Genomic DNA, 13,995 nt, shown 5'->3' on the forward strand with positions numbered 1-13,995 from the left:
TTTTCTACATGACAAATATAGTAACAATGATTACTATATGTAAATGATTTTTATCACATTTACCTATCTATCTATAGAGATACTCTATACTAATTAAGTTAAACAATAAATTTTAGAAATATAATATTTTTCTGAAATTTTTTAATGAAGGTGCTGTATATAGGTAATAATGAGATATAATAAATAAATGCTAATTATTTACCTTATTTTTGCAGAGAATCTTGAAAAGACAGAATGGAAAATTTTAAAATGGTAGCCAAAACCTTATTTGGTTTTGAAGAAATACTTGCAAAAGAATTACAAATACTAGGCGCACAGGATATAGAGCAGGGGGTAAGAATGGTAAGCTTTAAAGGCGATAAAGGCTTTATGTATAAAGCTAATCTTGCATTGCGTACTGCACTAAAAATATTAAAACCTATCTATTTTTTTAGAGCGTATAACGAAAGTAGCTTATATAAAGGTATACAAGGTATAGACTGGTCTGAATATATAAATGAAAATCAGTCATTTGTGGTAGATGTTACCTTACATTCTGACCATTTTAACCATTCGCAATTTGTAGCTTTAAAAACTAAAGATGCTATTGTAGACCAGTTTAGAGATAAATTTGGAAAACGCCCAGATATTGATAAAGATTTTCCAGACTTACGAATCAATGTACATATTTATAATGATCAATGCTCTGTAGCGCTAGATACCTCTGGTAACTCGCTACACCAAAGAGGATATCGTACAGCTACTAATATAGCTCCTATTAATGAAGTGCTTGCTGCAGGTATGCTATTACTAAGTGGTTGGGATGGACAAGGCGATTTCCTAGACCCAATGTGTGGTAGTGGAACGATACTTGCCGAAGCGGCTATGATAGCTTGTAATATACCTCCAAACTTAAATCGTAAAGAATTTGCTTTTGAAAAATGGAGCGATTGGGATAACGATCTTTTTGATGATATTATCGACTCGTTAATGAAAAAAGTGCGTGAGTTTCATTATACCATTAAAGGCTATGATAAAGCACCATCGGCAGTAGAGAAAGCAAAAGATAATATTAAAAATGCCAATCTAGATGAGTATGTTACTATAAGTCGTGAGAACTTTTTTGAAACAGATAAAGAAAGTCAAGGACCATTGCATATGGTTTTTAACCCCCCATACGGTGAAAGGCTTGATGTAGATATGGAACGTTTTTATCGTGAAATAGGCGATACATTAAAGCAAGGTTACCCAGGTACTAATGCATGGTTTATAACCGCTAATCTAGAAGCCCTAAAATATGTAGGGTTACGACCTTCGCGAAAAATAAAGCTATTTAACGGTAAGCTAGAAGCCAGATTGGTTAAATATGAAATGTATGAAGGTAGTAAGCGAACAAAGTTTCAACAACAACAGGAACAAGATTAATAAATAAATATAGGTAGTTACCTATATTACAAAATATGCATTATGAATAAAAAAGTAAAATCAATTTTATATAACCTTGCGGGTTATGCTCCTTTCTTTATTATAGTATATCTTTTAACTGCTCAGTATACAGAGTTAACAGGGATTATGGTTCCTGTAACTGCTGCTGTAGTTGCTACTATACTTGCACCAAAATTTCAGGTAGTGAAATTTCAAGGAGAAGATAAAATATTTATGAAATGGCTTTTTACTAAAGGAGTAAAAGAGGTTAAATAAAAAAGAGGGAATTACTATAATTCCCTCTTTTATTTTTAACTAACTCGAAAAAAATGGTTATGCTGCCATTTTGTACTTTTGATAAAAGTAAATAGGAAGATAACCGAAGTTTAATAGCATAAAGCCTATTACCATTAATAAGCTTGCCATTGGCCAATGCATAATTTTAAACATAATACCTGTACTTAGTGTAAAGAAGGTAATGAATCCTAATAAATAAACTGTTCGTTTCATGATATGATTGATTTTAATTAATGATTATTCGTATAGTTTTATTTCTGATGATTTATAACGATGGTAAAAGAAAGCAGGAAAAAATAATAAGATTAGTACAATAAAACCGAGAGCTAGAAGAATACTAGCCATTGGCCAATGCATGATCTTAAAGAGTGATCCCAAAGCTATTAATGTAGCCGAAATATAAGCACTAATGTAAACCAGCTTTTGTCTTCTTTTACTTTTTTGCATAGTAGTTAAAGTATAAGTTTCACGCTGTATGGTATGTATGGCATGATGACCGCCAAATGTTTGTAAACTATTTTGATAAGCAGTTTCAAAATCTGTATAATTACCCGTTTCTATTTGAGTGCATATATGATCTAGTAAGTCCTCTTTAAGCTCACCAGAAGTTATTCCATAAAATTCAAGATTGGTAGCTATATATTCAATTTGTTCTTCACTTACTATCATCTGACTAGTTTTTTTTCGTTAAAAATTAGCGAAAGAGTCGCTATAAAATCATTCAGTTCATTGGTAATCTCCATTGCTACCTTTTTGCCAGACTCTGTAATTTTATAATATTTGCGTACCCTTTTACCTATATAAATTTTCTCTGTATCAAGTACTTTATCAGCTTCCATTTTATGAAGTATAGGATAAAGTGCACCTTCGGATATATCAATTTTTCCTTTAGTGAGTTCTTTTACCTTTTGGGTAATTTCATAACCATACATTTTATCGCTCTCGCTAATGAGCTTTAAAATTATAGGTTGTAGCGTTCCTTTTGTTAGTTCTTTATTATACATAGTACAAATATACATTTTTATATAATACATTTTATTAAAATGTATTATATTTTTAAAATAAAAAAACAGGGACTGTGAAGTCCCTGTTGCTCTGTCAAAAAATCACCCCTAACTCTTGACAGAAATTTTAAATCCTAAAAAAGAATAGTTGGTTTACTGTAATTCGACCATCTCTACTGCAAAGTTATTTTATTAATACATATTGGAAATACCCAATAATGGGTATTTTTAATGATAAATGCCGATTATTCTATGACTTTAGATTAAAAAACTTCTAAAACCATTTTGTTAAACTGAATTCAGTTTCTTTATCATTCATAAAATCAGTAGTAACTATAATCTCAGGTTCTTTTAATTCTTTTAGGTTTATATGAGGAAAAGAATATACTTTATCGATAGTTGTTTTACTAATACCTCCTCCAAAATCGTATTTATAGCTTTTGTTGTCTTCAGTAACTACATATACAACATCATACTCATCATCCGTTTCAGGAATAAACATAATGATGTTTTTACCGCGAACTGATTTATCAAAACCCGTGTTGTATGCAGTAGTAAAACCTTCAACATGTACCCAAACATCTTTCTTAGAATATGTAAGATAATTCACGAAAAAGGCAAATAGATCATTATTAATAATTTTAGATAATTCTATTAAATACCCATGTTCTTCAATCTGATATATATTAAATGTTGTACTAGGCTCTAATTTATTTTTATAAAGATATATCCATTCCCTAATTGCTTCTTTAATTACAGATAAGTCATTGCTATAAATTAGCACAATGTGATTATTCATATATTATATATAATAAACGGAGACCTAAGTCTCCGTTTTAATTAATCTTTTTTCAAATAGGTATCAAAATAATCAGCAATTTTCTGATTTAGGTGAAAACGATCTTTACCACGCACGTTATGCTCATGAGTAGGGTACAGGAAGTAGTCTATTTGTTTGTTAGCTTCTATACAAGCCTGTATAAACTCCATACTGTGCTGTTGCACTACTACATTATCTTGCGCACCGTGTATCATAAGTAATCTACCTTGTAGATTTTTAGCTTTGTCTATAAGGCTAGTTTTAGCATAGCCTTCAGGGTTTTCCTGCGGCATATCCATATAACGCTCACCATACATTATTTCGTAAAATTTCCAGTCAATAACAGGGCCACCGGCAACACCTACTTTAAAAGTTTCAGGATGGCTTGTCATTAATGACGTAGTCATAAAACCACCAAAGCTCCAGCCATAAACACCTATTTTATCTTGATTTACAAAAGACTTCGATTTAAGAAAATCAATACCTTTCATTTGGTCAGCCATTTCATTTTGACCTAACTGACGATGTATTACGTGTTCAAAATCACGCCCGCGTGCATCGCTACCTCTATTATCTAAAGTAAATACTACATACTCTTTTTGTGCCATATAGTAATCAAATAATGAAGCCCCGCCTAACCAACTATTGGTTATAAGCTGCGCATGAGGACCTCCGTAAACATATACCATAACAGGATATTTTTTAGAAGCATCAAAATTAGCAGGGTAAATCAATCTACCGTTTAGCGGTGTTTTGCCATCAGCAGCCGTTATAGTAACCAGTTCCATTTTAGGTAATACCGTTTTTCCTGTATAAGGGTTCTCAGCATTAAATAGGGTAGTAGTCTTATTATTTTTTAGGTTAATAATACTTACATCATTAGGTGTAGTAGTATTACTAAAGCTATCGAGTGCATAAGTAGCATCACTATTTAGTACAATATTATGTACACCAGATGCAGTAGTAACGGGTGTAGTTTTACCTGATTTTAAGTTTACTTTATACAATTGTCTGTCAAGACCATTGTTAGCAGTACCTACATAAAATACATTCTTGGCTTTAGCATCAAATTCTAATAGGTCAGTAATAACAACATCATTATAGCCTAGTTTTTTTAATAATTTTCCATTAGTATTATAAAGGTATAATTGCTCATAACCGTCTTTTTCTGTACGGTATATAAACTCGTCGTTTTTACCAGGCACAAAAGTAAGTGGGTGCAAAGGCTCTACATAAGTAGTAGCTGTTTCTTCAAAAAGTGTGTTTATAAAATTACCTGTAGTGGCATCATATTTATTTAATTTTAAATCATTTTGTTCCCTGTTTAATACACCTACAAATATATATTTACCATCAGGAGACCATGTTATTGTAGTTAAAAATTGCTCTTTAGGACCATCAGTTTTTAAAGTAATTTTTTTAGCTGATGCAATATCATATACTACAAGAGTAACCTCTTCACTTTTTAATCCTGCCATTGGGTATTTAACATCTTTTTCTGATGCTGTACGAGCACCAAAATCTACTAAAGGGTAGTTACCTACCATTGTTTCGTCTTTGCGGTAATAAAGTAGTTTATCGCTGTTAGGACTCCACCACATACCTCTATCAATACCAAATTCCTGACGGTGGGTGTAGTCGCTACCGTTTACAATGCCCGCAACATCATTAGTAACAACAGTATTTTTACCATTTGCAGCTGTAATAACAATATTATTATCGTTTAAAGAAGCTGCATACTTATTATTAGGAGAAAGTGCTTGTTGTGTAGCTTCGGTATTTATAGTAATGGCATTACTTACTTCTTTTTTATCAACATTAAAAAGTACTATATAGTTAGCATCCTTTCCTGTAACCTCAAAAGAAATGGTATTTTTATCTTTCCAAGTATAGCTATATGGGAAAATTTGTATTGTAAATTGTTCCTCTGGAAATTTATTTTTTAAGGCGGTAATTATATCTTCTTTAGTAAGTAAAGTATTTTCACTCCATTTATTACCCTCGCTACGTGCTACTAGTGCCGAGTATGAGGCGTTAAGATGTGTAACGGTATTAGTTTCTGGTCGCCATTGCGGCGATACAAGACTTTTAACAGCAAATGCCTGATATTGTCCATAAGTAGCTTCTTGTATGTTTAGGTTACGTTGTGCAGTTGCTACAAAACCTGTCAATAAGAATAGGAATAATAATTTTCTCATTTTAATTTGTTTGTTGTTCGATTAGAAAAGCGAATTTAACGAAAACTACGTAATACGCCGAGATGTAATTTGCATTATTAGTAATAATAAGCGCAAATTAGTTACAAAAAAATCCGTTTCATTAACGAAACGGATTTTTTAAAGTAATCTTATTATTTTTTATGCAGAAAGAATTCCAAGTTCTACCATACAGGCTTTCATCATGTTATAGGTACGTTCTATATCATTATCAAGACCTATAGAGAAACGGATAAGACCATCAGTAAGTCCCATATCTTTTTGCTCATCTTCTGGTATTTCACTAGATGTAGAAGAACCCGGTGCACTGAATAATGTTTTATAGAAACCAAGACTTACAGCAAGGTAGCCTAAGTTACGTTCTTGCATTAACTCCATCAATTCGTTAGCTTTTTCCAGAGAACCTGCGTCTATGGTAAGCATGCCTCCAAAACCATACTCTGGGTTAATCATACCTTTATACAATTCATGGCTTGGGTGACTTGCAAGACCAGGATATACAGTTTTAAGTCCATCTTTTTCAAAATGCTCAGCAAGGTATAATGCGTTATGGCTATGTTGCTTTATTCTGATATGTAGTGTGCGTAAGTTTTTTAATATACTCGATGCACGAAGGCTATCCATTGTAGAACCAAGTAGCATACTAGCACCATCATTTACACTTTTAAGCGAATTTATAAACTCTGTTGAAGCACAAACAACACCGCCCACAGTATCACTACTTCCGTTTATAAATTTAGTAAGGCTATGTATTACTACATCGGCACCCATTGTTACAGGAGATACTGATAATGGAGAGAATGTATTATCTACAATAAGTTTTAGGTTGTGTTTCTTTGCTATTTTAGATAAACCTTCTATATCGGCAACCTCTAGTAGTGGATTACTTACTGTTTCGCAATACAAAACTTTAGTAGTAGGAGTAATAGCAGCCTCTACCACATCTAGTTTTGTAATATCTACAAATGCTGTGTTGATGTTTAGTCGTGGCAAAAAGTTTTTCATAAAGGCATATGTACCTCCATATATAGTACGGCTCGATACAATATGATCGCCTGCGCCACAAAGTTGTAATAATACGGGAGTAATAGCTCCCATACCCGATGCAGCTACATTAGCTGTCTCAGTACCCTCCATAGCAGCAAGAGCTTGACTTAAATAAAGGTTACTTGGTGATGTGTGGCGTGAGTAAAGATAACAACCCTCAGCGTTACCTTCAAAAGTATCAAACATACTTTTTGCCGAAAGGAATGTATAAGTAGAAGAATCAGAAACAGATGGGTTTACACCACCAAATTCACCGAAATATTGTAAATCTTGAATTTTGTCTGCAGGATTAAATGCCATAGTATAAAAAGTTTTGAGTTAGTAGTTACTATTTTAATTAACCAAAGAGAATGAAAACTGAGTAAATAATCAATAGATATGGGTTTACTTAGATTAAAATTCTATAAATTTGAATTATATTAGATAAATAATTTATAAAAGTAATAGTTGTTATATAACTGCCGAAAAATTTTCAGTATGAATTTAGATATTACCGATAAAAAACTCCTTATGCTGTTACAGCAAGATAGCAGACGTACTACTAAAGAATTATCTTTAAAATTAAATCTTTCGGTTACTGCTGTTTATGAGCGTGTAAAAAAACTAGAACGCGAAGGTATTATTAGTAATTATGTAGCATTATTAAATCATAAAAAAGTACAGCGTGCTTTCGGGGTATTTTGCCATATTAAGTTAGTACAGCACACTAAAGAATATCTAACAAAATTTGAGCAAGAAGTTAAAAAACTTGATGAAGTACTCGAGTGTTTCCATGTGAGTGGTGATTATGATTATATTTTGAAAATATATGTAGATGATATGGAAGCTTATAGGGAGTTTATGGTTACAAAACTCACTACTATACAACACATAGGTAGTACTCACAGTATATTTATGATAAATGAAGTAAAGAATACCAATGTAATAGAGGTATAAAAACTAAATTTTTGTTATTAGTTTTCGGTTAGAATAGCCTAAACAAAAAAACTTCGCTAAATTTGCTCTACGAAAAATAAAATATACACAAAAAACTATATTATGAGTTCATTCGACGTAGTCGTTATAGGTTCTGGTCCTGGTGGTTATGTATCAGCTATACGATGTGCACAACTAGGTTTTAATACCGCAATAATAGAAAAATACCCAACACTAGGAGGTACTTGCCTTAATGTAGGTTGTATTCCATCTAAAGCATTGTTAGATTCTTCGCACCATTACCACGATGCGACTTCACACTTTAAAGAACACGGTATTGATATTGCCGGAGAAATAAAAGTGAACTTTGAGCAAATGATAGCCCGTAAGCAAGGGGTTGTTGACCAAAACGTTAGTGGTATTAAATACCTAATGGACAAAAATAAAATTACTGTTCTAGAAGGTGTTGGTTCTTTTGAAGACGCTACTCATGTAAAAGTTACTAAAAACGATGGTTCATCCGAAACTATAGAAGCAAAAAATGTTATTATTGCTACAGGTTCTAAACCATCATCGTTACCATTTATAAAAATTGATAAAGAAAAAATAATAACTTCTACAGAGGCTTTAAAACTAAAAGAAGTACCTAAGCATCTTGTTATTATAGGTGGTGGGGTTATTGGTCTTGAGCTTGGGCAAGTATATCTTCGTCTTGGTGCACAAGTATCGGTAGTAGAGTACATGGATAGAATAATCCCTACTATGGACGCTTCATTATCTAAAGAACTTACCAAAGTGCTTAAAAAGCAGGGTATGAAATTCTACACTTCGCATAAAGTGAAATCGGTAGAAAGAAACGGTGCTGATGTAAAAGTGGAAGCTGAAAATAAAAAAGGCGAAACAATAACACTTGATGGAGATTATGCACTAGTATCTGTAGGTCGTCGTCCTTTTACAGATGGGCTTAACGCAGATAAAGCAGGGGTAAAACTTACAGATAGAGGGCAAGTAGAAGTAAATGAGCATTTACAAACTAATGTGTCTACTATATATGCTATAGGCGATGTAGTGCGTGGCGCAATGCTAGCACACAAAGCGGAAGAAGAAGGGGTATTTGTAGCTGAAACTATTGCAGGGCAAAAACCGCATATAGATTATAATCTTGTACCAGGTGTAGTATATACATGGCCGGAGGTTGCTGCTGTAGGTAAAACTGAAGAGCAACTGAAAGAAGCAGGAGTACAATATAAATCAGGTAGTTTCCCTTTCAAAGCATTAGGGCGCTCGCGTGCTAGTATGGATACTGACGGTTTTGTGAAAATACTTGCTGATGCAAAAACAGATGAAGTATTAGGGGTACACATGATAGGTGCTCGTACTGCCGATCTTATTGCTGAAGCAGTTACTGCTATGGAATTTAAAGCATCTGCAGAGGATATCTCTAGAATGAGCCATGCCCACCCAACCTATGCTGAGGCTGTTAAAGAAGCTGCGCTTGCTGCTACAGATAACAGACCATTACATATGTAATTTATTATATATACTATATATAAACCCACTCTTAATAAAGAGTGGGTTTTTTAGTACCCTGTATTTATTGTATTTTTGATAGCTTTAAACCTAAAATGTGAGAACTTCCATATCCCAAACTATACAAAACCCGAAAGAGTTTAAAAAACAACTATTGCAATGGGCACAACAATTTCGCGAAGTTGTATTTTTAGACAGTAATGATTATCATCGGGAATATAATACTTATGATGCCGTGCTTGCAGTAGATGCCCTTACAGCAATTCAGACCGATTATAATAATGTATTTGAAGACTTAAATACCTACCAGCAAATAACAAAAGATTGGATTTTTGGTTATTTATCCTATGATCTTAAAAATGATACGGAGAAATTAGAATCTAATAATTTTGATGGATTAGATTTTCCTGATTTGTTTTTCTTTCAGCCTAAAAAGCTATTTTTGATTAAAGATAATCAATTAGAAATTGCTTACTTGAATATGTGTGATGATGAGATTGACATAGACCTGAAGGAAATTGAGAATTTAGAATTAATAATTACGAATGATACTCAACAGGTAGTTATTAATCAAAGAATTAGTAAAGAAAGCTATATTGATAAAGTAGGCGATATGCTAGCACATATTCATAGAGGGGATATCTATGAAGCTAATTTTTGTATGGAGTTTTATGCAGAAGAAGCTATTGTCAATCCGCTAGAAACCTATGAAAAGTTAAACACTATTTCCGAACCACCATTTGCAACTTATTTTAAAAATCATCAACACTACTTGCTGTCTGCATCCCCAGAGCGGTATATTAAAAAAGAGGGGAGTAAAATAATATCACAGCCTATAAAAGGTACAGCCCGTAGAAGTGCTGATGTGATAGAAGATGAAGCTATTAAGCAAGAATTGGTAATTAATGAAAAAGAACGCTCAGAAAACATAATGATTGTCGATTTAGTGCGTAATGATCTATCGCGTACCGCAGCTAAAGGTTCGGTAAATGTTGAGGAGTTATGCGCAGTTTATAGCTTTAAACAGGTACACCATTTAATTTCTACAATAACATCACAGGTAGCAGAAGGGCATACCCCTGTAGATGTTATAAAAAGTACCTTTCCAATGGGTAGTATGACGGGTGCGCCGAAAATATCGGCTATGGAGATTATAGAAAAACTAGAAGAAACCAAGCGCGGGCTTTATAGTGGCGCTGTTGGCTATTTTACACCTAATGGTGACTTTGATTTTAATGTGGTTATTCGTAGCATTTTGTACAATAGCAGTAATAAATATGTGTCGTTCTCTGTAGGGAGCGCCATAACATCAAAATCTGACCCTGAAAAAGAATATGAAGAATGTTTATTAAAAGCAAAAGCAATGTTAAAGACACTCGAAGTATAAGTAGCTTGATTCTTTTATTCTCTATTATTTCTTACTTTTGAAAATGCTTACAAAACTCCGAAACCATCTTAATGAGAATATGCCTTTTCTTAAAGGTAAAAAACTATTGCTCGCTGTTAGTGGAGGGGTAGATAGTATAATTTTAACACACCTTTTTAAAGTATTAAATTATGATATTACTGTAGCACATTGCAACTTTAACCTGAGAGGAGAAGAGAGCGATGGCGATGAGGAATTTATCAGGCAGTATGCTGAAAAAAATGAAGTTAAAATATTTGTAACTCATTTTGATACAGTAAGTTTTGCTAATGATAATAAAGTATCTATTCAAGTAGGAGCAAGACAGTTGCGGTATGCTTGGTTTTATGAATTATTAGAAAAGAATCATTTTGATTATTTACTTACAGGACATCATCTAGATGATAATATTGAGACTTTTTTAATTAATTTCATACGAGGTACAGGTATTGATGGACTCACAGGAATACCAGAGCAGAATGACAAAATAATTCGTCCTCTATTACCTTTTTCAAGAGAGGAAATTGTGGCTTATGCTAAAGCTAATACTATCAATTGGCGAGAAGATAGTAGTAATGCATCCGATAAATATTTACGTAATAAATTAAGGCACGATGTAATTCCTGTATTAAGGTCATTAAACCCTTCATTGTCTATATCATTTCAGGACACACTTAACCATATACAGCAAGCAAAATCGATGGTCGATGACGCTTCAGTTTTAGTTTATAAACAAGTAGTTACAGAGGGTGAAGACAAAAAGTCTTTTGATATTAATAAACTTAAAAAACTACCCAATTATAGAGCTTACTTGTACCAATGGTTACAACCGTTTGGGTTTACAGCATGGGATGATATTTACGCTTTAGTAACAGCACAGTCAGGCAAGCAGGTATTGACTAATGGATATAGACTTTTAAAAGATAGGGAAACGTTGTTACTAGAACCTAAAAAAAATCAAGAGAGAAATATTTATAAAATAACTGCTAAAGAGGAAGAAATAAACTCCCCTGTAAAACTAAAATTTCAAAATGTAACCCAATTTTCTAAAGAAATAGTTAAAAAACATATACATATCAATAATCAATTAATAAAATTCCCTTTATTTGTGCGAAAATGGCAAGAGGGTGATTATTTTTACCCTTTAGGAATGAATGGACAAAGAAAAAAACTTTCTAAGTTTTTTAAAGATGAAAAAATGTCTTTGTCCGAAAAAGAAGATACATGGCTTTTATGCTCTGAAGATAAAATTATATGGATTATTGGCAGGCGTGCTGATGACCGATTTAAAGTAACAGATAACACAACACAAATTTTAAAAATAGAGGTTATATAATAATGAGAAAATTAACATATTTTGTTTTTATGCTGTTTGCATTTATAACAGCAAATGCACAGATATTAGACCCAGTAAAATGGACATCTAAAGTTGAGAAAAAATCAGATACAGAATACTTACTTATATTTGATGCTGTTATAGAAGATCATTGGCATGTATATTCACAGTTTACTCCAGATGGTGGAGGTTTACCCATGGAGGTTATATTTAATAATGCCGAAGGTAACTATGAAGCTGCTGGAAAAACAGAAGAAAGTGAAACAGTTACTGCATTCAACGATATTTTTGGAGTAGATGAGACTTTTTTTGAAGAAGATGCACAAATTAAACAATCTATAAAATTATTAAACCCTGATAATAGTATTGTTCAAGTAGAGCTTTTTTATCAGGCATGTAAAGAGTCCTGCATTCAGCAAAATAAGTTTTTTGAATTTGATTTAAAATCACTTAGTGCTAAAGAAGTACAATTTTTTGAAGCAGCAGCTACTACACCTAACAATGATAAGGGTAGTGAAAAAAAAGCTACTAGTATAGATAAACCTGAGAAAGAGGAAGAACAAAAAGGATTAATAGCAATATTTTTTATAGCATTTATATCAGGTTTTGCTGCATTACTTACCCCTTGTGTATTCCCAATGATACCCATGACGGTGAGCTTTTTTACCAAACAAAGTAAAACAAAAGCCGCTGGTATAAAGAATGCTATTATTTATGGAGTATCTATTATAATAATATATGTAATATTAGGCTCATTAGTAACAGCAATTTTTGGTGCCGACTCTTTAAATGCTCTTTCTACCAATGTATGGTTTAACATTATCTTTTTTATACTACTTATAGTTTTTGCAATGTCTTTTTTAGGAGCATTCGAGATAATGTTACCCAATTCGTGGGCAAATAAAGTAGATAAACAAGCTGATAGAGGAGGTTTTATAGGTATTTTATTTATGGCTTTAGCATTGGCTATTGTTTCGTTTTCATGTACAGGTCCTATTGTAGGCACATTACTTGTTCAGGCTGCTTCAAAAGGAGGTATAGCACCTATAGTTGGTATGCTTGGTTTCTCTACAGCTATAGCATTACCCTTTATGCTTTTTGCAATGTTTCCGGGGTGGCTTAACAGTTTACCAAAATCAGGTGGATGGCTTAATACCGTTAAAGTTGTTTTAGGTTTCTTAGAATTAGCGTTAGCATTCAAATTTCTATCGAATGCCGATTTAGTACTACAAATGCATTTATTAGAAAGAGAAACATTTTTAGCAATATGGATAGCTGTTTTTGGAGTATTAGCTTTATATCTTTTTGGAAAAATTACATTACCTCACGATAGTCCTTTACCTTCAATTTCTGTAGGTAGGTTATTAATGGGACTTTTTGTACTTACATTTACAGTATATCTTATACCAGGATTATGGGGAGCACCTTTAAAACTTATAAGTGGTTTTCCGCCACCATCGAGTTATAGCGAATCGCCATTTGGATTCGGAGGTTCAACAGGTGTAAGCAATGACCAAGAGTTACCTGATGGCGCTAAATTAGCAGCACACGGTATTATCGGTTTTGAAGATTATGAAGAAGGATTGGCTTATGCTAAAGAGGTAAATAAACCTGTACTTATAGATTTTACAGGCTATGCTTGTGTAAACTGTCGTAAAATGGAAGATTACGTATGGTCTGACGAAAGAATTCTTTCTATACTTAAAAATGATGTAGTACTAATTTCATTATATGTTGATTATAAAAAAGAGCTACCTGAAAGCGAGCAATATGTATCTGAAACTACAGGTAAAAAGATAGTAACAGTAGGTAATAAATGGAGTGACTTTCAGATAAGTCGCTATAAAGCTAATGCACAACCTTATTATGTACTGATAAATCTTGATGAAGAAAACCTTAATGACCCTGTAGGGTATACTCCCGATATAGAAGAGTATGAAAATTGGTTAAAATCTGGAATAGCAAATTTTTAAATAAATAATAAAATCCTCCCTAATTTTGGGAGGATTTATTTTTTTAGA

The 13,995-nt window shown here is 32.8% G+C and carries 13 protein-coding genes; 7 read left to right on the forward strand and 6 right to left on the reverse strand.

Annotation, left to right across the window (positions count from 1 at the left end):
• The first annotated feature begins 234 nt into the window (after positions 1-234).
• Together DVK85_RS09755 and DVK85_RS09760 are read left to right on the forward strand one after the other, a co-directional pair.
• A complete protein-coding gene (locus DVK85_RS09755) occupies positions 235-1,404 on the forward strand; it encodes a THUMP domain-containing class I SAM-dependent RNA methyltransferase (protein WP_114678261.1) in 1,170 nt (389 codons plus the stop codon).
• A gap of 42 nt (positions 1,405-1,446) precedes the next feature.
• A complete protein-coding gene (locus DVK85_RS09760; RefSeq protein WP_114678262.1) occupies positions 1,447-1,680 on the forward strand; it encodes a hypothetical protein in 234 nt (77 codons plus the stop codon).
• A gap of 57 nt (positions 1,681-1,737) precedes the next feature.
• Here DVK85_RS09760 and DVK85_RS13570 read toward each other — a convergent pair whose 3' ends face one another.
• The 6 genes from DVK85_RS13570 to DVK85_RS09785 all read right to left on the reverse strand — a co-directional run bounded on the left by DVK85_RS13570 (position 1,738) and on the right by DVK85_RS09785 (position 7,088).
• Positions 1,738-1,914, reverse strand: coding sequence for a hypothetical protein (locus tag DVK85_RS13570; RefSeq protein ID WP_162845293.1), 177 nt, complete (start codon positions 1,912-1,914; stop codon positions 1,738-1,740).
• A 24-nt stretch (positions 1,915-1,938) separates the two neighbouring features.
• A complete protein-coding gene (locus DVK85_RS09765) occupies positions 1,939-2,370 on the reverse strand; it encodes a GldL-related protein (RefSeq protein ID WP_114678263.1) in 432 nt (143 codons plus the stop codon).
• The gene (locus DVK85_RS09770) at positions 2,367-2,705 is read right to left on the reverse strand and encodes a PadR family transcriptional regulator (RefSeq protein WP_114679033.1); all 339 of its coding nucleotides are present in this window, start codon (positions 2,703-2,705) and stop codon (positions 2,367-2,369) included. The genes DVK85_RS09765 and DVK85_RS09770 overlap by 4 nt, the downstream gene beginning before the upstream one ends.
• A gap of 274 nt (positions 2,706-2,979) precedes the next feature.
• Entirely contained in the window at positions 2,980-3,504 is a 525-nt protein-coding gene (locus DVK85_RS09775; protein ID WP_114678264.1) for a hypothetical protein, read from the reverse strand.
• Positions 3,505-3,545: 41 nt separating this feature from the next.
• Positions 3,546-5,723 (reverse strand): S9 family peptidase, encoded by a 2,178-nt coding sequence (locus DVK85_RS09780; RefSeq protein ID WP_114678265.1) that lies wholly within the window; start codon positions 5,721-5,723, stop codon positions 3,546-3,548.
• A 159-nt stretch (positions 5,724-5,882) separates the two neighbouring features.
• Positions 5,883-7,088 (reverse strand): aminotransferase class I/II-fold pyridoxal phosphate-dependent enzyme, encoded by a 1,206-nt coding sequence (locus DVK85_RS09785; RefSeq protein ID WP_114678266.1) that lies wholly within the window; start codon positions 7,086-7,088, stop codon positions 5,883-5,885.
• A 177-nt stretch (positions 7,089-7,265) separates the two neighbouring features.
• On the opposite strand from DVK85_RS09785, the gene DVK85_RS09790 reads away from it, so the two are divergent.
• The 5 genes from DVK85_RS09790 (at position 7,266) to DVK85_RS09810 (ending at position 13,947) form a co-directional block, all read left to right on the forward strand.
• Complete coding sequence (locus tag DVK85_RS09790) at positions 7,266-7,724, forward strand: Lrp/AsnC family transcriptional regulator (protein WP_114678267.1); 459 nt, start codon at positions 7,266-7,268, stop codon at positions 7,722-7,724.
• Between the two features lie 102 nt (positions 7,725-7,826).
• Positions 7,827-9,233: a dihydrolipoyl dehydrogenase gene (gene lpdA / locus DVK85_RS09795; protein WP_114678268.1), complete on the forward strand. Its 1,407-nt coding sequence runs from the start codon at positions 7,827-7,829 to the stop codon at positions 9,231-9,233.
• Between the two features lie 97 nt (positions 9,234-9,330).
• Positions 9,331-10,620 carry an anthranilate synthase component I family protein gene (locus DVK85_RS09800; RefSeq protein WP_114678269.1) on the forward strand — a complete coding sequence of 430 codons (1,290 nt, stop codon included), beginning with the start codon at positions 9,331-9,333 and terminating at the stop codon, positions 10,618-10,620.
• Between the two features lie 43 nt (positions 10,621-10,663).
• Positions 10,664-11,974, forward strand: a complete 1,311-nt coding sequence (gene tilS / locus DVK85_RS09805) for a tRNA lysidine(34) synthetase TilS (protein WP_114678270.1) — start codon at positions 10,664-10,666, stop codon at positions 11,972-11,974.
• A gap of 2 nt (positions 11,975-11,976) precedes the next feature.
• Positions 11,977-13,947, forward strand: a complete 1,971-nt coding sequence (locus DVK85_RS09810) for a protein-disulfide reductase DsbD family protein (RefSeq protein ID WP_114678271.1) — start codon at positions 11,977-11,979, stop codon at positions 13,945-13,947.
• The last annotated feature ends 48 nt before the right edge of the window (positions 13,948-13,995 follow it).

It is taken from the genome of Flavobacterium arcticum, assembly GCF_003344925.1.
Taxonomy (GTDB): domain Bacteria; phylum Bacteroidota; class Bacteroidia; order Flavobacteriales; family Flavobacteriaceae; genus Flavobacterium; species Flavobacterium arcticum.

Coding starts and splice junctions, on each gene's coding strand:
- DVK85_RS09755 (WP_114678261.1), top strand. CDS start 235: ATGGAAAATTTTAAAATGGTAGCCAAAACCTTATTTGGTTTTGAAGAA.
- DVK85_RS09760 (WP_114678262.1), top strand. CDS start 1,447: ATGAATAAAAAAGTAAAATCAATTTTATATAACCTTGCGGGTTATGCT.
- DVK85_RS13570 (WP_162845293.1), bottom strand. CDS start 1,914: ATGAAACGAACAGTTTATTTATTAGGATTCATTACCTTCTTTACACTA.
- DVK85_RS09765 (WP_114678263.1), bottom strand. CDS start 2,370: ATGATAGTAAGTGAAGAACAAATTGAATATATAGCTACCAATCTTGAA.
- DVK85_RS09770 (WP_114679033.1), bottom strand. CDS start 2,705: ATGTATAATAAAGAACTAACAAAAGGAACGCTACAACCTATAATTTTA.
- DVK85_RS09775 (WP_114678264.1), bottom strand. CDS start 3,504: ATGAATAATCACATTGTGCTAATTTATAGCAATGACTTATCTGTAATT.
- DVK85_RS09780 (WP_114678265.1), bottom strand. CDS start 5,723: ATGAGAAAATTATTATTCCTATTCTTATTGACAGGTTTTGTAGCAACT.
- DVK85_RS09785 (WP_114678266.1), bottom strand. CDS start 7,088: ATGGCATTTAATCCTGCAGACAAAATTCAAGATTTACAATATTTCGGT.
- DVK85_RS09790 (WP_114678267.1), top strand. CDS start 7,266: ATGAATTTAGATATTACCGATAAAAAACTCCTTATGCTGTTACAGCAA.
- lpdA (WP_114678268.1), top strand. CDS start 7,827: ATGAGTTCATTCGACGTAGTCGTTATAGGTTCTGGTCCTGGTGGTTAT.
- tilS (WP_114678270.1), top strand. CDS start 10,664: ATGCTTACAAAACTCCGAAACCATCTTAATGAGAATATGCCTTTTCTT.
- DVK85_RS09810 (WP_114678271.1), top strand. CDS start 11,977: ATGAGAAAATTAACATATTTTGTTTTTATGCTGTTTGCATTTATAACA.